At 35.9% G+C, this 25226-nt stretch carries 21 protein-coding genes; 9 read left to right on the plus strand and 12 right to left on the minus strand.

The features are described from left to right. The first annotated feature begins 29 nt into the window (after nucleotides 1–29). Genes JG738_RS07710 through JG738_RS07720 form a run of 3 tightly spaced genes read left to right on the plus strand, consistent with a single transcriptional unit; the run spans nucleotide 30 to nucleotide 4958 of the window. A complete protein-coding gene (locus tag JG738_RS07710) occupies nucleotides 30–1475 on the plus strand; it encodes an Hpt domain-containing protein (protein ID WP_201337335.1) in 1446 nt (481 codons plus the stop codon). Nucleotides 1476–1485: 10 nt separating this feature from the next. Beyond that, nucleotides 1486–4584 carry an ATP-binding protein gene (locus JG738_RS07715; protein ID WP_201337336.1) on the plus strand — a complete coding sequence of 1033 codons (3099 nt, stop codon included), beginning with the start codon at nucleotides 1486–1488 and terminating at the stop codon, nucleotides 4582–4584. Beyond that, nucleotides 4581–4958 (plus strand): PleD family two-component system response regulator, encoded by a 378-nt coding sequence (locus JG738_RS07720; protein ID WP_084276475.1) that lies wholly within the window; start codon nucleotides 4581–4583, stop codon nucleotides 4956–4958. Before JG738_RS07715 ends, JG738_RS07720 begins: the two co-directional genes overlap by 4 nt. Here JG738_RS07720 and lon read toward each other — a convergent pair whose 3' ends face one another. After that, nucleotides 4959–7376 (minus strand): endopeptidase La, encoded by a 2418-nt coding sequence (gene lon, locus JG738_RS07725; protein WP_201337338.1) that lies wholly within the window; start codon nucleotides 7374–7376, stop codon nucleotides 4959–4961. It abuts the gene before it with no gap. 9 nt (nucleotides 7377–7385) lie between these two features. After that, nucleotides 7386–8021 carry an outer membrane protein assembly factor BamD gene (locus JG738_RS07730; RefSeq protein WP_201337340.1) on the minus strand — a complete coding sequence of 212 codons (636 nt, stop codon included), beginning with the start codon at nucleotides 8019–8021 and terminating at the stop codon, nucleotides 7386–7388. A 76-nt stretch (nucleotides 8022–8097) separates the two neighbouring features. Here JG738_RS07730 and JG738_RS07735 point away from each other — a divergent pair, with 76 nt between their 5' ends. Genes JG738_RS07735 through hpf form a run of 6 tightly spaced genes read left to right on the plus strand, consistent with a single transcriptional unit; the run spans nucleotide 8098 to nucleotide 16717 of the window. Continuing rightward, nucleotides 8098–8838 carry a pyrroline-5-carboxylate reductase gene (locus JG738_RS07735; RefSeq protein ID WP_201337341.1) on the plus strand — a complete coding sequence of 247 codons (741 nt, stop codon included), beginning with the start codon at nucleotides 8098–8100 and terminating at the stop codon, nucleotides 8836–8838. A 30-nt stretch (nucleotides 8839–8868) separates the two neighbouring features. Then, nucleotides 8869–14157, plus strand: a complete 5289-nt coding sequence (locus JG738_RS07740) for a right-handed parallel beta-helix repeat-containing protein (protein WP_201337349.1) — start codon at nucleotides 8869–8871, stop codon at nucleotides 14155–14157. Continuing rightward, complete coding sequence (locus JG738_RS07745; RefSeq protein ID WP_201337351.1) at nucleotides 14154–14819, plus strand: prepilin-type N-terminal cleavage/methylation domain-containing protein; 666 nt, start codon at nucleotides 14154–14156, stop codon at nucleotides 14817–14819. Before JG738_RS07740 ends, JG738_RS07745 begins: the two co-directional genes overlap by 4 nt. Continuing rightward, entirely contained in the window at nucleotides 14816–15697 is an 882-nt protein-coding gene (locus JG738_RS07750) for a prepilin-type N-terminal cleavage/methylation domain-containing protein (RefSeq protein ID WP_201337353.1), read from the plus strand. Before JG738_RS07745 ends, JG738_RS07750 begins: the two co-directional genes overlap by 4 nt. After that, nucleotides 15697–16122 carry a hypothetical protein gene (locus JG738_RS07755; protein ID WP_201340466.1) on the plus strand — a complete coding sequence of 142 codons (426 nt, stop codon included), beginning with the start codon at nucleotides 15697–15699 and terminating at the stop codon, nucleotides 16120–16122. Before JG738_RS07750 ends, JG738_RS07755 begins: the two co-directional genes overlap by 1 nt. 52 nt (nucleotides 16123–16174) lie before the next feature. Next, nucleotides 16175–16717 (plus strand): ribosome hibernation-promoting factor, HPF/YfiA family, encoded by a 543-nt coding sequence (hpf, locus tag JG738_RS07760; RefSeq protein ID WP_084276483.1) that lies wholly within the window; start codon nucleotides 16175–16177, stop codon nucleotides 16715–16717. Here hpf and recG read toward each other — a convergent pair. From recG to JG738_RS07810, 10 genes are read right to left on the minus strand one after another with little or no spacing between them, the layout of a single operon-like run. Then, the gene (gene recG / locus JG738_RS07765) at nucleotides 16711–18504 is read right to left on the minus strand and encodes an ATP-dependent DNA helicase RecG (RefSeq protein WP_201337357.1); all 1794 of its coding nucleotides are present in this window, start codon (nucleotides 18502–18504) and stop codon (nucleotides 16711–16713) included. The two genes, hpf and recG, sit on opposite strands and share 7 nt — an antisense overlap. Next, nucleotides 18501–19742, minus strand: coding sequence for a pitrilysin family protein (locus JG738_RS07770; protein WP_201337359.1), 1242 nt, complete (start codon nucleotides 19740–19742; stop codon nucleotides 18501–18503). Before JG738_RS07770 ends, recG begins: the two co-directional genes overlap by 4 nt. 41 nt (nucleotides 19743–19783) lie before the next feature. After that, a complete protein-coding gene (locus JG738_RS07775; protein ID WP_201337361.1) occupies nucleotides 19784–20830 on the minus strand; it encodes a dehypoxanthine futalosine cyclase in 1047 nt (348 codons plus the stop codon). Then, nucleotides 20827–21369, minus strand: a complete 543-nt coding sequence (locus JG738_RS07780) for a Uma2 family endonuclease (RefSeq protein ID WP_201337363.1) — start codon at nucleotides 21367–21369, stop codon at nucleotides 20827–20829. Before JG738_RS07780 ends, JG738_RS07775 begins: the two co-directional genes overlap by 4 nt. Next, nucleotides 21350–21769, minus strand: coding sequence for a transcription antitermination factor NusB (gene nusB / locus JG738_RS07785; protein ID WP_201337365.1), 420 nt, complete (start codon nucleotides 21767–21769; stop codon nucleotides 21350–21352). Before nusB ends, JG738_RS07780 begins: the two co-directional genes overlap by 20 nt. Next, complete coding sequence (ribH, locus tag JG738_RS07790) at nucleotides 21769–22233, minus strand: 6,7-dimethyl-8-ribityllumazine synthase (RefSeq protein WP_201337366.1); 465 nt, start codon at nucleotides 22231–22233, stop codon at nucleotides 21769–21771. The genes nusB and ribH overlap by 1 nt, the downstream gene beginning before the upstream one ends. After that, nucleotides 22230–23036 carry a 3-deoxy-8-phosphooctulonate synthase gene (kdsA, locus tag JG738_RS07795; protein ID WP_201337368.1) on the minus strand — a complete coding sequence of 269 codons (807 nt, stop codon included), beginning with the start codon at nucleotides 23034–23036 and terminating at the stop codon, nucleotides 22230–22232. The genes ribH and kdsA overlap by 4 nt, the downstream gene beginning before the upstream one ends. Further along, nucleotides 23033–23569 carry a Uma2 family endonuclease gene (locus tag JG738_RS07800; protein ID WP_201337370.1) on the minus strand — a complete coding sequence of 179 codons (537 nt, stop codon included), beginning with the start codon at nucleotides 23567–23569 and terminating at the stop codon, nucleotides 23033–23035. Before JG738_RS07800 ends, kdsA begins: the two co-directional genes overlap by 4 nt. A 1-nt stretch (nucleotide 23570) precedes the next feature. Then, nucleotides 23571–24449: a DMT family transporter gene (locus JG738_RS07805; RefSeq protein WP_201337371.1), complete on the minus strand. Its 879-nt coding sequence runs from the start codon at nucleotides 24447–24449 to the stop codon at nucleotides 23571–23573. Next, a complete protein-coding gene (locus tag JG738_RS07810) occupies nucleotides 24442–25179 on the minus strand; it encodes a DUF3108 domain-containing protein (protein ID WP_201337373.1) in 738 nt (245 codons plus the stop codon). Before JG738_RS07810 ends, JG738_RS07805 begins: the two co-directional genes overlap by 8 nt. Nucleotides 25180–25226 lie beyond the last annotated feature (47 nt).

A 25226-nucleotide genomic window follows, 5' to 3' on the forward strand; every position in this document is an offset into this window, starting at 1 on the left:
AAAGATGAGAATAAAGTGAGGGCCTGGAAGTGATTTTATACGATGCGCAAAAGAGAATCATCGCCATCAATGAACAGACATTAGAGATGTTAGGGTACTCTTCACTAGAAGAGTTCAAAAAAGAGGTAACAGATCTCTCACAATTTTTTGTAAAAAAACCAGGATATATCCATCAATTTAGAAGTTTTCACTGGATAGATTATGTCTTAACTAATACCACAGTAACACATAGAGCCCTCCTTCAAACAAAAGATGGTAAAGTCCTCGAAGTTTTTCTTAAAGTTACTCAACTTGGTTCACTGCATAATCTCTCAAATTACTATCTTGTTACTTTTGAATTTAACACATTCAATGAAGAGTGTATAATTGCCAATATACAGCCTCAACAAGCACAAGCAAAACCGACGCAACCTGCAACCAGTACCCCTGCAATGCAACCAGAGCCAGAATATATTAATATTGAAGAAAAAGAGATGCCCTCTTTGGATCTCGAATCAATCTCTATCGAACTCAATCTTGATCAAGAGATTATTTTAGATTTCATCAAAGAATATATTAGCCATGCAGTCGAAAAGCTAGATGAAATAAACAGTTTTATAAAAAAAAGAGACACCAAAAGTCTCTATAGCACTATCCATACACTCAAAGGTGTAGCAGCAAACCTTCGCCTCAAACCAATTCAAGAGGTTCTCTCACAAGTTAAAAAAGAGTCTTCTGTAGAAGAGATGGTAGAAAAACTTCAAGATTTTTACGCCTATATAAAATATTTAGCAAAAGAGTTCAATGTAACAATAGACAAAGAGCTTAAACTTTTTAACCCCAATGCACTCACACCATCAGCCACCACTCATACTCAAGAACAAAGAGAAGAGCCATCTTCATCTAACGAACAACCATCCTCAGTCAAAGGCGAAGTAATTGAAGAGGCCGCTACTGAGCTTGGGCTCTCATTAAATGAGTATCAAGAGTATCTTAAAGAACTTATCAATGAAATAAAGCTCAATCTTGCATATAATAACTATAATGAACTTCACAAGCTTGCATCTTTTGCACGAAATCTCTATCTCCAAGAGTGTGCCAAATATCTTGATCAAGTCAATGTAAATCAAAACCCAGAACTTGTCAAAAAATGTATACAAGATCTTGAGTCTCTCAAAAAAGAGCCAAGCCCCTTTACTATCTCTTTAGAAGAGCTGCAAGATTCTTTAGAATTGACACAAATTGACAAGGATGATTTCATTGAGATTCTTGAAGATCTCATAATCGAGCTTAAAACTCTCAACAGTATCAAAATGCGCAAAGAAAAATTCTTAAAAAAAGCAAAACAGCTCAAAAGTGTAGCAGAGAGTCTACGATTAAGCAATCTCGTTTTACTTCTCAATAATATTATTTCCAACTATCCACTTAATGATATTTTAAGCAAACAGCTTGAAGACGCAATCAGCTCTTTAGAAGAAAATATACGAAAACTTTGAAGGTAAGTTAATGGCAATAGGAATGAAAAATAGATTAAAAATTGTTACACTGCTGCCAATATTGCTTCTTTTTATTGCATCTATAATTTCAACATGGTACTTTTTTGATAAATATCTCCAAATAAAAAAATCCAAACTATTTTTGGAAAATGCAAAATCTTTACAATCAATACTCTATGAAGTGGGAAAAGAGCGGACACTAGCTGCTATTTATCTTGCAAAAAATGAAGATAACCCAGAACTACAAAAACAGTATAAAAAAACAGATGAAGCGATAACAAAGTTTAAACAGAATAGTTCTCACATCGATCCTTCTCTTCAAAATGCTCTTGCTATCTTACAGATAGCAAGGCAAAAAACAATAGATCGAAGCGATTCATTTAAATCGATTTTTTATGGCCTCTATACCGATTCAGTAGCTGAGCAGATACTTAATTACATATTAAAAATAAATGAAAACCAACCAAACAGCGATATCCTTCAAAAGGGATACCTCTATACTGCCCTGTTACAAAGTATAGAATATAGCTCTTTAGAAGAGGGACTTGTGTCATATTATATCCTTTCGCAAAAGCAATTTGATCCTCAAACTGCAACTTTAGAGCTGTCATATATCCCTAAAGCTGACCTTTTTCTCAATCTCTCCAAAGTTGATCCCTTTATAGCAGCATTTACTATGAAAGTAGCCCAAAATGCGAACTTTCAATCACTATATGAAAAAATAAAATCACTGCGCATCAATTTCATTGCTGGCAAGCCTATACCTTTTAATACCTGGATAAATATTAATGATCAAAAGATAGCAGCACTTTTTGACTTCACTCAACCAGCCTACAATATGCTCGCTGCACAAGTGCAAAAAAAGATGCACTTTTTTTTCATAGCAGCAATATTTTCTTTGATTGTTCTTCTCCTTTCAATAGTACTTTTTGTCTTCAACTATATCTTTGCAAAAGATTTTTCACATAATATAGAAAAACTAGAAAATCTTCTCAAAAAAGTCGCACTCTCTGAAGATATTCTCAAAACCCACAAAGATCTTGCACAAGAGATCAACCTCGATACTACAGAGGGTATCGATAAAGCTTATGAGCTCCTTGATCTTGCCCTTAAGCGTACAGAAGATGCCAAAGAGGCTGCAGAAGAGGCGAATAAAGCAAAAAGTATGTTTCTTGCCAATATGAGTCATGAGATACGTACACCTCTAAATGGTATCATGGGCTTTACCGAACTACTCAAAAATACAAACCTTTCTGAGGAGCAAAGAGATTTTGTAAATATTATTGAAAAGAGTTCAGAAAACCTCTTAGAAATTATCAATAATATCCTCGACTTTGCTAAAATCGAGAGCAATAAAATAGAGCTTGAAAGTGTTGTGTTCGAACCAATTACAGAATTTGAAAATGCTGTTGAAGTATATGCACCAAAAGCAGCAGAAAAGAATATTGACCTTGCTTGTTTTGTAGATCCAAAGTTAGAAAAACCTCTCAAAGGCGATCCAACAAAAATCAAAGAAGTACTCATCAATCTTATAAGCAATGCTGTTAAATTTACACCAAAAGGTGGTGAGATTGTTGTTGAGATCCGCAAACTTGGTGAAAAGAACTCTTATGCTGTCATTCAGTTTGAAGTACGCGATACAGGTATAGGTATACCAAAAGATAAAAAAGATAAAATCTTCGAAGCCTTTAGTCAAGCCGATATTTCAGTTACACGCAAATATGGTGGAACTGGTCTTGGGCTTACAATTTCTAGTGAATTTGTAAAGCTTATGGGAGGAGAGCTCAAAATAGAGAGCGAAGAGAATAAAGGAAGTAGATTCTATTTTACTCTTGAGCTTGAAGAGATACCGATTTTACAAGAAAGTTATAAGGATCGTTTTTCTAGTCTCAAAGTAGCCTTTTATGCTCCCCAAGATCATCCAAAAACACAAAATAGCTTCATAGCTGAATATATGAAGTTTTTCGGTGTACAATTTTTACAAAATAGCGATATAAAAGAGATTTTAGCGCAAAAAGAGCGTATTAACTTTGCTCTTATAGATTACGATTTTGCTAAAGATAAGACTATCAATGGTCTTGTGCGAGATAAAATTCCTGTTGCCCTCATTGCAAAAGTCACATATAAAAAGAAAATTGAGGAGTTTACTGGAAAAATTATCAAAAATATCTATGAACCAGCAAATTTTACAAAACTCAAACAGCTTATTGAATACTACTTGCAAAATAGTAAAAATCTTCAACAAAAAACAGAAATTTTAGCTAGCACTGGTGCTATAAAATTTCATGCAAAAGCATTAGTTGCAGAAGACAACTCTATCAACCAAAAACTTATTAAAAAAACCCTCGAAGATTTTGGACTTGAAGTAGATCTTGCAGACAATGGGCTTGAGGCTTTGGAAAAATTCAAAACAAACAAGTATGATATTGTCTTTATGGATATCCAAATGCCTGTGAAGGATGGAGTAGAAGCTATGCAAGAGATACATCTCTATGAAAAAGAGATGCATCTCATTCCCACACCAATCATTGCTCTTACTGCACACGCTCTCAAAGGCGACAGGGAGCGTTTTATGGAAAAGGGATTTGATGAATATATCACAAAACCAATAAACAGAAAAGATATCGAAACTATTCTCAAAGCTTTCTTACCTGATAAAAAGTATATCCCTACCATTGAAGAAGAGTTGCAAGAAGAAAAGAGTATAAGCCAAAAAGAGTCCCAAAAAGATGAATATGACTTTGATATATTACTACTCAAAAAGAGTCCACTTGAAGCAAAACTTTTTGCAAATGTACTTAAATCTCTAGGGTATAGCGTTGATATGGCTTTAGATCTTGAAGATTTTACCAAGCGCCTAGAGAATAAGCGATATAGAGTAGCATTCATTGATAAAGAGTCTGATGAATACAATTTTCATATTTTACAGCAAATCAAAGAAAAAGCGCCTCAGACCATGTTTATCCTCCTTGTAGAACCTAGCTTTGACATCTCTACTCTTCCATCTATTGAAAAAAGTTTCTACTATGACATCTTACGCAATATCATCAAGAAAGACTTTTTCAAAAAAGAACTCGATAAACTCATGAAGAAGGAAACAACTGTATGAAACAACTCAAAGTACTCTATGTAGATGATGATATCATTAATAGAATGCTGCTGCAAAATCTTCTCAAACAAAACTCTTTAATATATGAAGCGATTGAAGCAAAGGATGGCAAAGAGGCTTTGCAAATTCTTAATAAAAACCGTGATATAGACTTTGTGTTACTCGATATTTATATGCCACAGATGAATGGTCTGCAAATGTTAGAGTATATGAGAAAAGATCCGAGATTTAAAGATATACCTGTCATAATTTTGAGTACAGATGAGTCACTAAAAACAAAGGCGTTAGAGCTAGGTGCAAACGATTATATGATAAAACCGGTAAAAGAGAAAGAGCTTAAAGAAAAGATAGAGAAGTTTGGCTCTCTTACATAGTTATAAGAGAGCTTCTTTAAGTACCTCTTCGATTGTAGTTACAGGTATTATATTGATATTTTCTACCACTTCTGCTGGGATCTCGTCCAAATCTCTATCGTAATTCTTTTTCGGAATAAGGACTTTTTTAATTTTTGCTTTATACGCTGCGATGAGCTTCTCTTTGAGTCCTCCTATAGGTAGCACTTTGCCTGTTAGAGTTAGCTCCCCAGTCATTGCAACATCTGGACGAACTTTCCTCTCGCTCAAAAGCGACGCAATCGATGTAGCCATAGTTATACCAGCACTTGGACCATCTTTTGGCGTTGCACCTTCTGGAATATGGAGATGGATATCGTATCTTCTGTATACTTCACTCGGATCGACTTTGATTTTTTCCTCTTTTTCTTTAAATGTTTTTGGAATGGCAGATTGATCAATTTTGATTTTTCCACTATCAATCAACACCTTTACTACGCTAAAAGCAATTGAGGCAGACTCTCTCATCACTTCACCAAGTCTTCCAGTTAGTTGCAAAGAGCCTTTACCTTTGATTTTAATAGACTCAATTTTGAGCACATCGCCACCAACAGCTGTCCATGCAAGCCCATTAACCACACCTACTTGTGGATGTTTTTCTGCCTCTTCTATTTCAAAAACAGGTTTTTCAAGATATTTACTGAGATTTTTAAGCGTAATAGAGATTTTTTTAATTTCTGGATTCTCTAATAGCTCTTTTGCTGCTTTTCTTACAATATCTGCAATGCGCCTACGAAGATTTCTTACGCCTGCTTCTCTTGTATATTTTTCTATAATTGCTTCTAATGCGCTCTTGCTAATAGTAAGCTCACTCTTTTTAAGCCCATGTTTTCTTAGCTCTTGTGGAATAAGATAGCGCTTTGCTATCTCATACTTCTCGTTTGGTGTATAGGAGCTGAGGAAAATAAACTCCATCCTATCGCGCAAAGGTGCGGGAATATAGCCGATATCATTTGCTGTGGCGATAAAGATAACATTGCTAAGATCGATACTAAAATTGAGGTAATAGTCGCGAAAATGAGTATTTTGCTCAGGGTCTAAAATCTCTAAAAGCACAGAAGTAGGATCCCCTCGCATACTTCGCCCAACTTTATCTATCTCATCAAGCACCATGACCGGATCCATCTCTTTAGCTTCTATAAGTCCTTGCACAATGCGTCCTGGCATTGCTCCTATGTAGGTGCGTCTATGCCCGCGTAGCTCATTCACATCTTCTAGTCCACCAAGTGCAATGCGCACTAAAGGACGTTTCAAAGCAGTGGCAATAGAGTTAGCAAGGGAGGTTTTACCAATTCCCGGAGGTCCTGCAAAACAGAGAATTGCTCCACTCCCTTTTTCTCTTTTCACACCGCGCAGTTCCATAAGCTCTTTAACTGCAAAATACTCCACAATACGCTCTTTTGGTTTCTCAAGGCCATAATGATCTTTATCCAGTCGCTCCTTGACCTCTTGAATGTTGAGCTTTTTTTTAGAGTATTTGCCAAAAGGAACCTCCAGCACCCAATCTAGATATGTTTGAATCACAACCGCCTCAGCACTATCTGGATGCATTCTTGCATAGCGATCTATCTGCTTTTTTATCTCTTTATATGCCTCTTCTGTTAGGTGGGGTTTGAGATTTTCAAGCTTTTTGCGGTACTCCTCTATCTCCTCTTCACGCTGCGTATCAACGCCAAGCTCTTTTTGGATCTGTTTAAGCTGCTCTTTGAGAAAATATTCGCGATTTGCTTGTTCAAGCTTGGAGCTTACTTTACTCTTAATTTCGCGCTGCAATTTACTTTGCTCAATCTCTTCGCTCACTACATCAATTAAGAGCATGAGCCTCTTTTCAACATCCTCTTCAATAAACATCTCGTATGCACGGCTCTTTTTGAGCTTGAGCACTGAGCTTACTAAATCTGCAATTCGGTTTGGCTCATGATTCTCTTCGACTGTTCGTACGAGATCTTGAGGGAAAGAGCTACTAATACTTGCGAGTGTACGGATCTTTTCACGCAGCACTTCTAAAAGTGCATCTATTTTTATCTCATTGTATGGTTTTGACTCTATCACATCCACAACAGCTCTCAAAGGAGCATTTGATACCTGCTCTAAAATTTTTCCCCTTGCTAAGCCCTGAAAGAGGAGTTTCACTCTTCCATCTGGGAGATTGACTTTGCGCATAATTGAGCCAATAACACCGGCTGGATAGATGGCATCAAAACTGCGCTCTCCCTCATGCCCCTCTTTTGATGGACAGACAAGTATGAGACTATTGTCCCTTAAAGCAGTCTCAGCAGCTGCAATATTGGCTTCATCGCTAATAAATATTGGTGAAATCATAAAAGGATACAAAAACATATCATCTTCAACAACAATCGGAAGTGTTGTTGGAAATGCACTATAATCACTTAGTTGCATATACTCCCCCTACCAGTTTATGAGATAATCATACCAACTTGTTGGCACGTCGATCTCATCTTTTTTGAGCCAGAAATTTTCTGTTTTTTTTCTATAAATCTTCGCAGCTTTACTTTTACCACGTCTTTCGTAGAGTGAAGCTATCTCATCATTGAGCACATACTGTGCAAGATAGAGCTTTGTCAGTATTGTCTGTACAAGAGGACTATATTCACTTTTAGGATACTCTTTTGCAAACTGCAATGCTTCAGCGATCGTATCACGCAGAAGCTTTTGATCCCGATTGATATTTTTAAAAGCTAAGAATGATGCTTTGATTTTAAGAAATTTTGCAAACTCCTCTTTTTTCTTATCAGCATAGCGTTTTATATATTCATCCAGATAGTATTTCGCTAAAAGATACTCTTCATTGTCCATATGTGCCTGCGCCATAATAAGCGTTGCCTCTTTGAGCAGAGGCGATACAAAGTGCTCACTTTGCAAAGAGGTAAAATACTCATCTGCTTTATCTAGATCTCCCACACTTACATAGTGAACCATCTTTTGATACCAGTAGATATCGCTTTTGTTATATTCCAAAACATTTTTAGAAGAACATCCGATAATAAAAAAAAGTATGAATGCATATAGTACCAGTTTTTTCATAGACCCTCTTTCGTGGTTTTGCAAATTATAACAAAATTTGTATAGCTTTAGTATTTTTAAAAAATAAAGGAAAAATATGCTTGCAATTATTGGATATGGTGAAATGGCAAAAGCAATTATCGCTCCACTTACAAAAGCAAAAATCCCTCTCCAAGTTGTTGGAAGAGATGAAAAAAAACTCAAAGAGATTGCATATCTGTATGGTGTAGAAACTAAATCACTAAGAAATTATGACATTACAGGTAAAGAGATACTCCTTGCTGTAAAACCTTATGCACTGCAAGAAGTAGCCAGTCAACTGCAAGGCGAAGCACAAACCCTCTACTCTATTCTAGCAGGCACTTCAATAGAAGATCTCCACATTATCCCAGCAAAACACTACATACGAGCAATGCCAAACCTTGCAGCCATTAAAGGCGCCTCTACAACAGCAATAACAGGAGATATAAAAGCTAAAGAAGAGGCAATTGCTATTTTCAAAACAATTGGAAAAGTGATTTGGGTAGAAAATGAAAAGGAGCTCGATATTGCAACTGCTGTGGCTGGAAGTGGTCCGGCATTTTTAGCTCTCGTAGCAGAAGCCATTGCAGATGGTACAGTAACTGCAGGCATGAAAAGAGAGATGGCTTATGAGTTTGTTAAAGGACTTTTTTTTAGCTTTTCACATCTAACAGACGAACATCCTGCCATTATCAAAGACAGAGTCATGAGCCCAGCAGGAACCACTGCTACAGGCATTAAAGCGCTAGAAGAAAATGGTGTAAGAAATGCCTTTATAGAAGCAGTACAAAAAGCTTTTGAGAAAACGCAAAAGTAAATATTTATGTTTTGATTATAAAGGATAAAAATGAAAAAAATAGTCGTTGGACTTCTTTTTGTAGTAGCTTCTTTTGCAAAAACTTTGGTGGTAGATGATAATGCAATATGTATGTTTGGTATGTGTACGAACACATGTGAAGATTTTTTTATAATACCTACGGGTTGGTCAAGATATAAAACTATTTCCGATGCTGTTGCCCATGCAAAGGATGGTGATACGATAAAGATTTGCAAAGGTCATTACAAGGAGCAAGTTGTCTTAACAAAGAGTAATATAACGTTTACAGCAGGTAAGGATGTAACAAAGCCAACAGATGTTAACTGGTATTACAATAAAGATGTACTAATTTTAGGTAAAAATAGCGGTAATTATAATAAAGCAAAAAATACAAGAATAAAAAACATCTCTTTGTATCAAACCTCTTCCAATACAAATTATCATGCTATTCATGGAGTAAAAGGGGATGAAGTTCACTTAAAAAATGTTGTTTTAAAATCAGATGGCGGATATGCGGTCTATACAGAAAATGGTAATTTTAGAGACGGAGAAAATAGTTTTGAAAAGGTAACAATTAAATCCAAAACAGGCGGGATTTATATAGGCGATGCTAAAAAGCTCAAATTTAAAGATATATATATAACTTTAACAGGTACTAATAGTAACTATTATGGAATAAGATTAGATCAAAATGTAAAAGATAATAAACATATATTTAAAAATCTAAGTTTTAGTGTTAAAAATCAAACTGCTATTTGGGTAACAAATGGCGAAGGGATGACTTTTGAAGATATAAATGTTAATGCGACAAACTATAATAGTGACTATAGATATGCAATAGTAACAGATGAAAATGTTAATAACAGTAAAAAACTTGCATTTAAAAATATTAAAATAGAACTTAATAAAGGAAGCGGATTTGATATACATAAATCAAACGGTGTAGAGTTTGAAAATATAACAGTTAAAGGATCAACTGGATATGGAGTGCTTACGAGACAAAATGTACATGGCAAAATAAAATATAAAAATATTGTGATAGAAGCAAAGAATGGATATGGAATATATGTCTCAAAAGGAAAAGATTTTGAAATTAAACAAGCAAAAATTACTGGAGTTGATAGTACTGGATATGTGATCTATTTGCATCCAAATGTAAATGGAAATCACAAGTTTGAAGATGTTAATGCAACTACAAAAGCGTATGGCATATATATAGATAAAGCTCATAATATAAAATTTAAAAACTTAACACTACATGGCAATAGTCCTGGTAGTGGTTATTGGGGAATACATACCAGACAAAATGTAACAGGGGAAATAAAAATTGAAAATAGTGATATCAATGTAACTGGTATTGCAGTCTATTGTGAAAAGGGTACACCAAATATAAAAAATAGTAAAATTGTGAGTCAACAAGAAAAAGTTCTTCTTTTTACTACAAATACCAATATAAAACTAGAAAAAAATTGTTTATACAAAGAAAGCAGTAGTAGCGCTGTTTACAACACCTATATCAATAATCAAGGAAAAATAGATAAAATTAAAAAAAACTGTTTTTATGGTTCTCCTTTGAGGTCGCTCATCATAAATGCTAGTACAAATCGTACGAAAAGTATTGATTCAAATTTTTGGGACGGGTTGAGCGGTGACAGCTACAACTATAATAAAATAGTAGACAACAACCCTCTTTCAAGCTGCCCAAATGGATGTGGAGGAAATGATAAAAATGAAAGTGAATTCATCTGTGCTAACCCAAAAGAGTTTTCGATAGTCTATACTGCTAACGAGCATGGTAATATAAAGCTTATAGGTAATACAAATATTTGTTACAAAAAGAATGGACAGTGTCAAAATCCAGGTAGGAGGAATAACAACAATATATATGCTCACTGGAAAGATGGTGATAAAAATGCAGCAACAAAAAATTCAAGCGCAGCAAAATTAAAACTTCCTGCAAACTCTGAAATATTATGGGCTGGATTGTATTGGCAGGGATATTTGGCAGGTTCTGATGTATCAACCACAAATCAACAAAAAACAAAAAATATAAAGCTCGGCTATACACCAGACTTGAACAATAAAAAAGTTACCTATACTACCATCACTGCAAGTAGACTCAATCATGTTTATTTTAGTTCTTCAAGATGGTACTATCAAGGCTATGCAGATATAACCGATTTTGTAAAAGATCATGGAAATGGATGGTATTGGGGAGCAGATATTTTTACAACTTTAGGAAAGCCTACAGGTGGAACTCTCGCTGCATGGTCTATTGCAATTGTATATCAAAATAAAAATGAAGTTTTCAGAAATCTCACTATTTTTGATGGATATATATCATTTGCACACAACAATGATATAAAAAATGCACTCTCATATGCGCAAAATCACAACTGTGATACTAACAATATAGGATTAGCTCATGAAAGGACAATTACTTTAGATGGTTTTTATACTCCTAAAAATGGAGAAGTGAATAGTTCATTGATATTTTTCGCTGGCGAAGGAGATTTTCTACTGAAAGGCGATAATTTATATTTATCAGATAAATCTGGTTTATTTCACCAAATTTCAAATAAAGGAAATCCTAAAGGCAATATTGCAAACTCTTCAATAACTGAGTTTGGCAATTATGTGGATAAAAAATATTTATATCCAGTATATGGACATAATACTATAGGCATCGATATAGATACATTTGATATTAGCAATATAATAGGAAATTCCCAAACTTCAACGACTGTTAAAATGAAAACAAAGGATGATGGCTACTTTCCAGGAATGTTCGGATTGGCTATTCAAATATACCAACCAAAAATATGTTATGAAGAGACGCTCTATGATCAAAACGGAGAGCTAAACTCAAGCTCAACTATTCAAGTTGGAGATACATTAAAAGCACATTTAAGAATTAGAAATGATGATAATGGAACAGCTGAAGATGTTCAGATAACTAAAGTTTTTGATTCAAACATTACACAATATGTACCAAACTCAACCTTTATTAAAGATACCGATTGGGATAGATTAGTGCATATTGGCGATAATTCTTCATTCAAAGGAGTAAATGTAATTTTTGATGATACCAATCTTACTATAAAACCGTTGGGATACGGGACAACTTCTACACAATTTCGACCCTATTCTAACTTTCCAAATGAAATAGCATATATTGACTACAATTTTACTGTTTTAACAGATCAGCCATTCTCATTAGAGTATAAAATATCATATATTTTCAATATAGGTGAAAAAAAATTTACAATCAATAGTACCTTACCAAAATGTTCCGATTTTAATAATACAGTATCGGCTTTCAAACCTCAAGCTGGAAGTTTTAATGTTGTTGAAAAAAGTTTCAATGGAAATAGTGATCCTGTTGCTGAGGCAAATAGCCCACTCAATGTGCTTCATACAAAAATAGTAAATAAAAATTTTCCAATTAAAGTAATACATCTCGACAGCGACAATGTAACACTCTCTCCTACTTATGGAGCTGTTTTTTTAGAAATCGTAGATGCAAATAATATAAGTGACCAAAATACATGCAGTAATGCTCCGATTTTAGAGAAGATTCACAAAGGTATCTATTTTGGATCAAAAAAGAGTCTCACAAAGAGCCAAATAGCAGACATAAATTTCTCTGTTATTTCTAAAAATGCAACTTTTAGGATTAAATATATAAATTGGTCTTCTGTTATTCATAGCAAAGGAGTACAATGTGCTGATGTAAGCAATATGAGCTCCAATCTCCCTGGTATTCCTGCATGTCTTGATAGTGGGAACAAACTTGAACAGGTATTTCCAAATAACCCATGTAGAGATATATCCACTGGAGAGCCTTGCCTTCCTCAAAATCACGGTAGAGGCACAAAAGAGCCGTATAATCATCAATATGGATGCGCTGAATGTTTAACCGATTTTAGTGCTACATATGTTTGTGCAAGAGACAACTTCGCCATTCGCCCAGATAGATTTGAAATATCGAATATACCTTCAAAAGTTGTTGCAGGAGAGAAATTTACTATAACTTTCAAAGCGCTTGACTTTAGTAATAATCCAGCAAAAGATTATAATGAAAGTGTAAATATTAATGGTAACAGCCCAAATTTAGAATATAATATTTCAAAAAGTAATTGTAAACAAGGGACTTTAACAATAATAGATGGAAATGTATTTAAAAACGGAGAAACCGATATTACTTTAAAATATAATGAAGTGGGTAAAATAAATTTAACACTCAAAGAAGTTAGTGGCAGCGAATTTGCAAAAGTTGATGAAAATGATACAAATGATTTAGATCGTTTCATTACACCATTTAAAACAGCTGTTACGGTAGTTCCACATCATTTTGCAATCAATGCAAACTACTATGATTTTAATAAAAGCAGTTTCACATATATTTCAAATAATTTCAACATGGCATCACTGCTTGAATTAAGCATAACTGCAAAAGATAAGGATAATTCAACAACGCAAAACTACAATAAAGATTGCTATGCAAAAAATATCGATATCAATATTTCACACTCACAAGTTCCAGATGGATTATCTAAAATCTTATACTCTTTAGATAAAAACACTATATTTACAAATAATAAAACTCATGACATAAACTTTACTAACTGGACTAAAGATATATTTACTACAGAGAGTAATGGAACTGCAAATCTAACTGTTTATATTAATTTTGATAGAAATTTATCTAATCCGATCAACCCTTTTAAATTTGCTATCCAAGATATCAATATTTCGGATGAAGATAATGTTACCGGAGAAAGTAGTTTAAATGAAGATGTATCATTTTATTACGGTAGAGTACATGCACCCGATGCATCAGTAAATAAATTTAGTACAAACAATGCCAAAGTAAACCTCTACTACGAAGTTTACGATCCAAATAGAAGTGACCCTGCCGGTATTGAAGGAAATGAGAGCATAGACGATTTGGGATGGTATGTAAACACAGCACATACCCAAACATCTTTTGGAAAAGTCTTCAATATTTATTATAAAAACAGTGATATCTTGAGTGCAGCTAATGCACCTTTATCTAAAGCAACTCTGCAAGGCTATAGCAATGGTACACAAAAACTGATTTTTAGCTATGATGGTAGCAAAGAGTATCCATTCAGAGCTCGCCTCAATATTAATGCATCCTCATGGCTCATCTACAATCAATTCGATAATAATGCCACAACCAATAGTTTTTCGGTTCTTTTTGTTCATTCTGGTATTTGGCATGGCGTAGGAGACTTTAAGCAAACAGATGAAATCAATAGCTCAAAAGAAGAAGAGAGAAGGATTAACTGGTGAAGCGCTCTTTTTCGCTTTTAGAACTTATTTTTGCCATTGTTGTCATATCTATCGTCATGATGGCAATTCCTGGCATTTTTACACAAACAACATCTTCGATTGAGGAGATAATTAAAAAAGAGGCTGTGTTTTATGCCTATTTTCAAAACGGTAATATTCTCACATATCGATGGGATGAGAATAGTAAAATTCAAGACTACAACACCTCTTATACCGTTGCTCTCAATACGAAAGGTGGAGACAACGAACTTAAAGCTACAAAAGTCAATAACCCAAGCTATCGCATCGGAGCAGTTTCGCGGCAAATTAACCTCTCACGCTTTGCAAGTGATACATTAGGTTTGGAGAGTGGGGAGAGCTTTGCAGATGATATAGATGATTTCAATAACAAAGTTATTACAGTTACAAAAGAGCAAGATGATTTTATCGTTGATATGAATATAAAGACTAAAATCTCCTATTTACAAGATAGTAACAACTATAATCAAACAACTCTTACATTTTCTCATCTCTCTCCCTCAATTGATGCGAGCTCTCTTTCCACAAATTTAAAATTGATTGAAACTAATGTTACAGATCCTCATAATAAAACAATACTCATAATGCGCTCTTTTGCATGTAATAACGGCCAGCCAATTTTGCAGCATAGGATTTTCCAATGAAAAAAGCGTTTACACTCATTGAAATCATCTTTGTTATTATTATCATAGGTATTATCTCTGCTATAGGTAGTGATATTATTTTTAAAGCCTATGAAAACTATATTCTCTCTCAACATGTCTCTGAAGCTGCATACAAAACAGATCTAGCAATAGAGCAGATTGCAAAAAGACTCTCTTATCGTATACGCGGGAGTGAGTCTACCCTTCAATTTGGTAATGCCTCTCATCCTCATACTCTTGCGATCACTATTAAATATCCTATTTTACAATGGATTGGCTATGAGTGGGAGGCACGGCGTGGATCTTATAATGGATCTTTTAACCAGCCAGGATGGAGCGGTTTTATAGATCTAAGTGACGCAAATACCTCCAAAGTCTCTGTCAAAACAAGAGGGAGTAGACTAGATTATGCGCAAAAAATAATTAAAGCATTACATAGCATCGATATATCCCAACATAATAATAATTGTGCTATTTTTTTTCCGGTACCAAATGCAGATGAAAGTATCTTAAAAGATTACTACTCCTCATCTGGTACAACGAATAAACTACGGATATATAAAGGCAGTTCCAACGACATACTCCATTTTGAAGATACAACGAGTCCAAAAGAGATTTATGAACACTACTATCTTGCCTGTAGTGCCTATGCACTTGTTCCAGAGGGAAATCCAGGAGATTATAATCTTACACTCTACTATGACTATCAGCCTTGGATGGGGCAGACCTATAAGAGCGGAAAAAAAAGTGTGCTTATTTCCAATTTAACAAAATTTAACTTTCGTAGATTCGATAGAGCCATAGAGCTCAAACTTTGTGCTCGCTCAGGTAAAGGCGACTACAATACAACATTTTGTTCAGCAAAGGTGGTGTTTTGATGAAAAAAGGATTGAGTATGTTAACAGCCATTATTTTTATGCTCATTATTGGTTTGATTTTATCTCTTACTATCTCTTTGCTTTCAACAAATGTCTCTAAAACTACACAAATTTATATTTATGAGCAAGCAAAACTTCTTGCACAAAGTGCAACAGATTATGCGGTTTTAGCAGCTAGTGCTCATCCAAACAATAGCTGTCTCAATGCTGTCAATTTTACATACCAAAATAGTTTTGATATTAATATCACCCTCTACTATATTGGCAATGGTTTGCCAGCAGGATGTAATATGCTTGATAATAATCTTAACAGTAAAGAGAGTAATAAAACTTTGATAATAGATACAAAAGTCTCTTTGCGGCCAAGTTTGACACAAGATAGTGCACCTATTTCATATGTAAAAAGAACCATTCAAAAACTCTAATTTAAGTTAAAAATTGCTAAAATGTGGGAAAAATTTTCACAAAAGGATTGCAATGGATTATTTGCACGTATATGGGAAAAATTTCGAGCTTACAGACCCTATAAAGGCCTATATTAAAGATGCAGCTGACTCACTACTCAAACTAGGTCTTGATATCACAGGCATCAATGCTACAGTCTCAGCAGATGAGCGCAACGGGAAAAAAGGTTTTACTTTTGAATTTGATATTCATGTAGCTAAAAAAGGTAATGTAGTCATCACACAAAAAGATAAAGATGTCTATGCTGCAATAGATTTGGCACTCGCTCGAGCAAAAAAGGTGCTTAGACGCTATGCAGATAAGATCAAAAATCATAAAAATATCTCGCTTGAAGAGATTATGGCAGCTCCAATGCTTGAAGAGGAGATCCAAGAAGCGCTCAACTATACTGATGAAGTAGTGCCAACACCATTTGATGTAGATAAACCTATAAGTGTAGAAGAGGCAGTAGAAATCCTCAAAAACTCTAACAAATACTTCATCGTCTTTGAAGACAAAAGCGGAAAAACTCGCGTTCTTTATAAAAGAACAGACGGAAAATTTGGTCTTTATTGATCAAGTAGGGCTTTTGCCCTCTCTACTATAGCTTTATCCTCAGCCATATTGAGATATTGAAACATCTTTCCACTCTGCTCTTTGCCACTCAAAATATCGCCGCTCTTTCTATATTTGAGATCAAGCTCTGCTATTGCAAAGCCGTTTGTAATTTTGCTAAACTCTTGGAGCCTTTTATTGTTTTTATCGTGCGTGTATAAAAAGCAGTATCCCTTGAGACCTGTGCGAGAGACACGGCCTCGCAATTGATGAAGCGTTGCAAGCCCCATATTTTCTGCTCCCACTATTACAATAGTAGTAAGTCTTGGCAAAGAGATTCCTACCTCTATCACAGTAGTTGCTAATAAGATCTTTCCCTTATCGCGAAACTCTTGCAGTATGTCCTCTTTTTCTTTATCCTTTCCGTGCGTATAGTAGACTCCATCAAAATAGCGCATCCAAAAAGAGCTTGCCTCCTCTAAAGATTTATAGTTATAGTGCTCGCTCTCTTCTACTATTGGGTAGACAATGAGTACTTGATGATCTTGCTCAATCTCATTTTTAATATGAATAAGAAGCCTTTTAAAATCCTCTTTGCTAATCACTTCAGTAGTAATATCTTTTTTAAAGGGAAGCTCTTTGATAAAACTAAAATCAACTAAAGAACTCTCCATCATCGCTTTGGTGCGAGGAATGGGCGTCGCACTAAATTGAAAAAAGTGGGGACTCCCCTCTTGTGATTCTACAAGTTTTTTGAGTTTACTCCGCTGCTCTGTACCAAATCTATGCTGCTCATCCACCATCACCACACACGCTTTTGGAAGTTTACGATATAGCAGTGCATGTGTACCAATAATAAAATCAAAATCCTCTAAATCCTGCTCTTTTGATTGGGATGTTACAAGGGCAATACGGAGTGAAGATGGTAAGAGCCTCTTAGCCTCTTCAAAAAGCTGCGTTGCTAAAATTGTTGTAGGTGCCATGAGAATTGCTCGCTTTTTGCCTACCATATGGGCTATGCCAAACATTACAAGCGATTTACCACTGCCAACATCACCGACAATCACACGCCTTGCTGCAATACTTTTAGCTAGATCACTCTTTGCATCTTCTAAAGCTTTTCTTTGATCGCTTGTCGGCGTAAAAGGGAGTTGCTCATAGAATGGATCCAAAATGGCCTCGACTTTACATAGAGAAGGATAATAAATACGCTTAGTTTTGAGTCCTTTCATATAACGAAAAGCTTCAGTAAATTTCAGCGCTTCTAGATATTTTCCATAAAATCCACCATGGCGTTTAAATCCGCGATAAAACTCCTCATCTGGATAGTGAATCTTGAGAAGCCTTTCGCAAATATCTTCTGGAAGTCCAGTATTTTGAAGATTCTCTTTTGTTAAGTAGTGAGACTTTAACTCTTCGAAAATATCACCTCGTATTTTAATTTTGTAGGAGGGAAAAATCTTTCCCACCTTATAGTTAGCGACTTTTTGTGGCTGTATTAACTGTAGTTCGCCAAAACTCTTTTTTATTTTGCCCCCAATATAGAGTGTAGCGCCCTCTATAAAAGTGTAATCATGATACGAAGATGTGCGAAAGAAAATGAGTGCAATCTCTTTTTGAATATTTTTAGCATAAGCTTGATATTTTTGCAGCTTTTGCAACTTCTGTTTTTTTAGGATTTGCGCCTCAAAAAGTTGCTCTTCAAAATCTATAAAATCTTTAATACGATAGTCATGATAAGATGCAGGAGTAAACAAAGCCAGCTCTAAAATATCTTTTATGCCAGCTTTGCGTAGCTTTTCGTTCATTTTGTAATGATGGAGAAACTCAGTTTTTCTATTTCACTATGTTTTTTGATGAAATCATTAAGCTCAGACAGAGTGACTTTTTCAATCTTTTTAAGCTCCTCTTTAGAATATCCAAGAGGCTTGCCAGTATAAAATTCATGAAATGCGCGACTCAGTCTTTGTGAGAGTGTCTCATTGCGTAGAGGCTCACTTCCCAGAAGAAATTTTTTCGCACTCTCCAACTCCTTTTGTGTTGCTCCTTTTGCAACAAAGTCAGTAATAACCTCTTTGACAAGTTTCTTTGCTTCATCAGCACTCTCAAGTTTAGTTTGCAAATATCCAGTAAAGTAGCTATGACTTTTGTTGATACGCGCCATAGAGTAAGCTGAATATGCCAAACCTCTCTTGACACGTATCTCCTCCATGAGCCTGCTTCCAAAGCCGCCAGTTCCTAAAATAAACATTGCCAAGCGAGAGAGATGCAAATCATCACTTGTTACCCGCTCATCATATGGACTTCCAAAATAGATATAAGCTTGCTTTGTTTCTTTCTCTTTTTGAACTACCTCTTGCTGCTTGCTATTTGCCTCATAAAAAGGCAATGGCTCGCTTTTGCCAACTGCAAGTGGTTCTAAAAGATCTTGAATTAACTTCTTTGCCTCGGAAAACTCAAGATCTCCCCCCACTACTACAATTGCTCTTTTGAGCACCAAGTGTTTTTGCAAAAATGTATCAATATTTTGGAGTGATATTTTTTTAATACTCTCTTGGGTTCCATCTGTTGGATTTTGCAGAGGCGTACCTGCAAAGAGAATCTTTTTAAGATTGATGCTTGCAATATAGTCATAATCTTTCTTTTTGCGAGAGAGATATCCAAGTGTAGTTGTTTTCACCTGCTCTAAGGCCTTTGGAGTCAAGTTTGGCTCGACAAAAACCTTTTTTACAAGCTCAATTGCGTTTTTCAACTCCTCTTTGAGTGAGCTTACTTCCATTACCATAGTCTCTACACCAGTGGTAACACTAAAACGAACAGCACGCTCTTCAAGTTTTTTAGCAAATCCTACATTACCAAGACTTTTGGTGCCTTGACTCAGCATCTTTGCACTCATTTTTGCTAGACCTGGCAGATCTCCATCTTCAATACTTCCACTCTTTTGAAAAACTATTTGCAACCCAGCTATCGGTAAATTTGTATCCTTTTCATAAATAACTGGAATTTTTACACCTTTTATCTCAATGTGCTCTAACTCTGCACTCATTAACACCCCTTGTACTAAAAGAATAAGTAAAAAAACAAATCTCATTCATAGACCTCCAATATCTCGTAGGCCGTATTGCGCTTTGCAGGAATCTCGCCAACGTCTTTAATGAGTCGTATCATCTCCTCTTGGTTCATCCTGTTTTGCGCTCCTGCTGCTTTTACCACATTCTCTTCCATCATTGTTGAACCAAGGTCATTTGCACCATAAAGGAGTGCCATTTGACCTATATGGCTTCCCTGTGTTACCCAAGAGGACTGGATATTTTTAAAATTATCTAAAAAGAGCCTACTTACTGCAAGAAGCCGCAAATAGCGATTGGAGCTTGTTTTGTGGGTTACGATTCCTTTTTTTTGTAACGTTGTATTGTGTGGCTGAAAGCTCCACATGATAAAAGCACGAAATCCACCCGTCTTATCTTGAAAATCTCTGATCTTCTCCCAATGCTCTACTATCTCTTCATCACTCTCTACTGTTCCATACATCATCGTTGCTGTTGTCTTCATTCCCACTTCATGGGCAGCTTGGTGGATATCGAGCCACTCTTGGGAGCTTAATTTTTTCGGGCTAATGATATCTCGCACCCTATCACTTAAGATCTCTGCTCCAGCACCTGGAATAGAGCTAAGTCCCTTAGCTTTGAGGCGCTGTAAAACCTCTTTGAAGCTCAGCCTGCTCACCTTAGCAATATAGCTAATCTCTACGGCACTAAATCCATGGATAGTGATTTGTGGATATTTTTTGTGGATATGCTCTACAAGATCTTCATAGTAGTCAATCTTCAGCTTTGGATGGACACCCCCTTGAAAGAGGATCTGCGTTCCACCAATTTCTAAAAGTTCCTCTATTTTTTGATCAATCTCATCATAGCTTAAAATATAGGCATCGTCGTCTTTTGACTTTCTGTAAAATGCACAAAAATCGCAATCTACCCAGCAGATATTGGTGTAATTAATATTTCTATCAACAATAAAAGTCGTAATCTTTTTGGGATGTAATTCTCTTTTTTTTGCCAAGGCCATCTGCCCAAGCTCGATTAAGTCTGCATTTTTAATTAAATCAATCGCATCTTCTTTTGATAATCTCATTCCACTCCTTCAAAAAAAGCACTCACATCCACCTCTTTACCGATACACGCAACCGGCATGTACATATTTTCTGTAAAGTTTCCAGCAAATCTATACTTTTTCCCCTCCAAAACAAACCGCTCCACTACCTTATACTCAGGCTCCACGATATAATACTCGTTTATCCCGGCACACTCATATAAAGCCAATTTGTCTGTTTTATCTTTGGAAGCAGTTGATGGACTCAATACCTCAAAAATCGCACATGGAAGCTTCTCTTCTTCACAAAAAAGCATCACATCTGGTTGAACTACATTGATTGGCTCTACACTGGAATCAAAACTGCATTTTAACTTTAAATCATAGGGAGCCACACGAGGTTTACAATTACTTTCATTTCTCAATGTAAAATAGATATTACCAACAACATCTTGATGCTTTGCACTGGCCCCTGCCATCATATAGATGCGACCAAATATGAGCTCTACACGCTCTTTTGTACTCTTATCTATTTCTAGATAATCTTGATAAGTATAATGCTCAAGCTTCCTTGCTTCCATTTTTTACCTCTTTTGCGATCGCATCTAAAACGCCGTTGATAAATTTTGGACTCTGATCTGTACCAAGCTTTTTAGCAAGCTCAACTGCCTCATTGATAACTATAGCAGAATCAAGATCGGTATAGAGCAGTTCATATGCTCCTAAACGCAAGATTGCACGCTCGATATGCCCCACTCGCTCCATATCCCAAGACTCAAGATGTTTTTTAATCGCTTCATCGATCGCTTCAAGATGCTCTACTGCTCCTTTAAAAAGCCCCAAAGCAAACTCTCTTTGCTTATTGCGGATCTTTTTCTCTTCCAAAATATCTTCAGCAAACTTCTTAATCTCGGGATTACCCAAATCATAGGCATACAAAAGCCCAATAACTGCTTCTCGTGCTTGGTGACGCGTTGCCATTAAAGCCCTTTGTAAAGATCAATTAATTCTATAAGCCCGGTCATAGCCTCAAACCCTTTATTACCAGCTTTGCTCCCTGCTCGCTCAATCGCCTGCTCAATTGTATCAGTCGTCAAGACTCCAAAAGTTACCGGTTTTTGGTATTTAAGCGTTGTATTAGCTATGCCTTTGGTCGCTTCTGCTGCCACATAATCAAAATGGGGTGTTGAGCCTCTTATGATTGCTCCAAGACAACAGACTCCATCATACTGCTTTCTTGCAAGAACTTTATCCAAAGCAAATGGAAGCTCAAAAGCTCCGGGAACTAAAATAAGATCTAAATTATCTTCATTCCCTCCGTGCCGCAAAAAGGCATCTTTTGCCCCTTCAACCAATCTGTCTGTGATGATATGATTGAATCTGCTTGCAATAATCGCAACTTTTTCACTTCCATCTAATCGTAATTTTCCCTCTATAACTCTCATTTTTTCTCCTCTAAAACTGTTTTAATCTTAAAAATATCATCTATTATTGCTTCAAGCTCACTTGGCGTAACCATATTTGGTCCATCACTCAAAGCACATGTTGGATCATAATGAGTTTCAAAGAAAAATCCATCTACTCCAACAGCAGCTGCAGCACGTGAGAGCGGTGCTACAAACTCTTTATTCCCGCTGCTTTTTCCTCCTGCTCCCCCTGGCATCTGCACTGCATGAGTCGCATCAAAAATAACTGGAGCAAACTCTCGCATAATAATTAAACTGCGCATATCCACTACCAAATTTCTATATCCAAAGGTTGTACCTCTCTCAGTCAGCCACACTCCAGCTTGTTTGCTTGTTTCATAATCTGCTGTTTCAATTCCTCTAGTTTTAAGGACTTTTAAAACACTATATTTCATATCCTCAGGGTGCATAAACTGTCCCTTTTTGATATTGACGATTTTTTTTGTTTTTGCAGCAGCTACAAGCAGATCTGTTTGGCGACATAAAAAAGCTGGGATCTGAATCACATCTGCCACCTCAGCTACTCTAGGCACCTGATAGCTCTCATGCACATCTGTGAGGATCTTGTAGCCAAAATCCTCTTTGATTTTAGCTAGCATCTCCAGCCCTTTTTCAAGACCTGGACCTCTGTAGCTATCAAGACTTGTTCTATTAGCTTTGTCAAAACTGGCTTTGAAATAGAAATCAATTTGCTCCGACTTATGGTATTTTTTAAGATCAGTAGCAATTATCTCTAACTGCTCTTGGCTCTCAATAACACATGGTCCTGCTATCAAAATCATGCAAACACCTTTGTAAAATTGATTGAAGCTTTGCACCCATCCCACTGCATATCTACTTTTCCATCCTTTTCAAAATATCCTAAAAGTTCAAACTTTTTGCCTTTATTGTAAAACACTTCTGCAACTTCTCGTTTTGGATTGATCACCACATAATAGTGCACACCAGCTTTTTCATAAAGTTCAAATTTGGTCGTCAAATCTTTATATGCTGTTGCTTCACTGAGCACCTCCACTACTACAGGAGGTGTTTTTGTAAAATATTGCTCTTCTGTATCTTCGCAAAATATAGCAACATCTGGCTGCACAATAGTATCCTCTTTTACTTTCCAATCAATAGGTGAAATAAATACTTCACATACACTGCAATCCAGTGTCCTATCCAACTCTTTAGCTATATTAAAAACTAATCGTTGATGTTTTGGATAGGGAGCTGGACTCATAGCATAAGGAATACCATCGATAAGTTCCCAACGTCCTTCCCATTTTTTATAATCTTCATACGTATATCTATCCAAAAGTTCCAGTGCAGCCATACTATTTCCTTGCTACCATTATTCCACTTATGACAATAAAGATTATACCCAAAATCTTAATAGTCTCTGGCAATGGATCGTCTAAAAAAAGAATGCCAAAAAGAATTGAAAACGCAATATTAGAATAACTCACCGCTCCTACAATTCCAGCCTTTGTCACTCCATACGCTTTTGTCATATATATTTGAGCCAAAGTTGCCAAAAGTCCCATAGCAACAATCTCAATCCAAAGTATCCCCTGTGGCATAACAAATGCAGCAAACATAAAATCAAGCTCCTTGCTTTGTATATATGGAGCCGCAAGCATCAAAACACTCGGTCCAACAGTGCCTACCCCCATAAATGAGAGCACGATAGCCCTCGTGTCATAATAACGCTTGAGTTCTCGCACACTGGTATAAGCAACTGCTGCTCCCATACCACTTAATATGCCCAAAAGATCATACTTATCAAATGGGGTATTGAAAGGATCGGTTATGAGAACAATTCCTAAAAATCCTATAATAATAGCCATCCATTGCCGGTTATTGAGAACCTCATGTAAAAAGAGATATGCAAAAATTGCTGTCCAGATGGGTGAGGTTTTTGAATAGGTCATAGCCTCCCCTAAAGGGATATGGGCAATATCGTAAAAAAACATTAAAAGAGCTAAAAAACCGATAAATCCACGAAAGAAGAGAAGCAAGGGTTTTCCTCCCTCATGCCTCATAGGTTTGTGCACTAAAGATGTACCAACTAAAAAAACTCCAAAAACATTTCTAAAAAAGACCACTTCTAAACTTGGTAGATTTTGACTTAAAAGCTTGGCAAACACACCCATACCAGCAAAGAGGAGTGAAGCAAAAAGCATATACAAAACACCCCTATCAATCCTACTCACGCACCTCCTTTTTTACCAAAATCCCTTTCACATCCCCAAAAAAGATCACATCTTTTAAAAGTCCTCTTTTTGCGATATTATCTTTGCCCAATACCACATACAGTTGCCCCTCTTTGCTAGCAAAGATCTTTTGATAAAGTTTCACCGCAAGATAGAGTCCATCAACTTTTAGTAGCTTTTGGATTTTAGCCCTCTCTTTTCCTTGCAAAATTTTCACATCAATCTTGCCATCTTGCTCAGATCCTCCTACAGCTTGAAACCTATATAGGTTTTGATTAGAGCGGAGATAAAAATGAAGATTGTAATAGAGTGTTAAAACATCATTCTTGGTAAAATAGGACAAAATCTCTTTGTTGCGTGTATGAAATACTCCATACTTTTCTTTATCTGTCAAAAGTGTTATTGTTTTCTTTTCATAATCAAATATATACTTTTTAAAATCTCTTCTTTTGGAAGTTTGCTTAAGTCGATAAAAAATTTTTGGTTTTAAAATACCCTCTTTGGTGACAGTACCTTGGCTCCCATACTCCTCAACCCTATTATTTGCAAAGACTTTTGCAATCCCTGCTGCTTTTGCTTTGATAGAAATTGCATAATTGGTAGCATTACTCTCAAAATGGGCATACGCTTTTCCAACTGTTCCAAAAAGTCCAAATGTAACTTTATACTCAGCATCAACTGTTTTTGCATAAACTGATACAATGCAAAGAAAGAGGAGAAAAAAACGCATAATCCCACTTTTTTGATAAAATTGTAACAAAACTTTATAAAAGAGCA

Origin of the sequence: Nitratiruptor sp. YY08-26 (assembly GCF_016593215.1) — a bacterium.
GTDB lineage: Bacteria > Campylobacterota > Campylobacteria > Campylobacterales > Nitratiruptoraceae > Nitratiruptor > Nitratiruptor tergarcus.

Excerpts from the sequence above, each read along its gene's own strand:
- JG738_RS07755 (WP_201340466.1), top strand. The coding sequence starts at position 15,697 with ATGAAAAAAGGATTGAGTATGTTAACAGCCATTATTTTTATGCTCATT.
- lon (WP_201337338.1), bottom strand. The coding sequence starts at position 7,376 with ATGCAACTAAGTGATTATAGTGCATTTCCAACAACACTTCCGATTGTT.
- JG738_RS07750 (WP_201337353.1), top strand. The coding sequence starts at position 14,816 with ATGAAAAAAGCGTTTACACTCATTGAAATCATCTTTGTTATTATTATC.
- JG738_RS07735 (WP_201337341.1), top strand. The coding sequence starts at position 8,098 with ATGCTTGCAATTATTGGATATGGTGAAATGGCAAAAGCAATTATCGCT.
- JG738_RS07770 (WP_201337359.1), bottom strand. The coding sequence starts at position 19,742 with ATGAGTGCAGAGTTAGAGCACATTGAGATAAAAGGTGTAAAAATTCCA.
- kdsA (WP_201337368.1), bottom strand. The coding sequence starts at position 23,036 with ATGATTTTGATAGCAGGACCATGTGTTATTGAGAGCCAAGAGCAGTTA.
- ribH (WP_201337366.1), bottom strand. The coding sequence starts at position 22,233 with ATGAGAGTTATAGAGGGAAAATTACGATTAGATGGAAGTGAAAAAGTT.
- JG738_RS07800 (WP_201337370.1), bottom strand. The coding sequence starts at position 23,569 with ATGGCTGCACTGGAACTTTTGGATAGATATACGTATGAAGATTATAAA.
- JG738_RS07810 (WP_201337373.1), bottom strand. The coding sequence starts at position 25,179 with ATGCGTTTTTTTCTCCTCTTTCTTTGCATTGTATCAGTTTATGCAAAA.
- JG738_RS07715 (WP_201337336.1), top strand. The coding sequence starts at position 1,486 with ATGGCAATAGGAATGAAAAATAGATTAAAAATTGTTACACTGCTGCCA.
- JG738_RS07740 (WP_201337349.1), top strand. The coding sequence starts at position 8,869 with ATGAAAAAAATAGTCGTTGGACTTCTTTTTGTAGTAGCTTCTTTTGCA.
- JG738_RS07720 (WP_084276475.1), top strand. The coding sequence starts at position 4,581 with ATGAAACAACTCAAAGTACTCTATGTAGATGATGATATCATTAATAGA.
- nusB (WP_201337365.1), bottom strand. The coding sequence starts at position 21,769 with ATGGCAACGCGTCACCAAGCACGAGAAGCAGTTATTGGGCTTTTGTAT.
- JG738_RS07775 (WP_201337361.1), bottom strand. The coding sequence starts at position 20,830 with ATGAGATTATCAAAAGAAGATGCGATTGATTTAATTAAAAATGCAGAC.
- recG (WP_201337357.1), bottom strand. The coding sequence starts at position 18,504 with ATGAACGAAAAGCTACGCAAAGCTGGCATAAAAGATATTTTAGAGCTG.
- hpf (WP_084276483.1), top strand. The coding sequence starts at position 16,175 with ATGGATTATTTGCACGTATATGGGAAAAATTTCGAGCTTACAGACCCT.
- JG738_RS07780 (WP_201337363.1), bottom strand. The coding sequence starts at position 21,369 with ATGGAAGCAAGGAAGCTTGAGCATTATACTTATCAAGATTATCTAGAA.
- JG738_RS07730 (WP_201337340.1), bottom strand. The coding sequence starts at position 8,021 with ATGAAAAAACTGGTACTATATGCATTCATACTTTTTTTTATTATCGGA.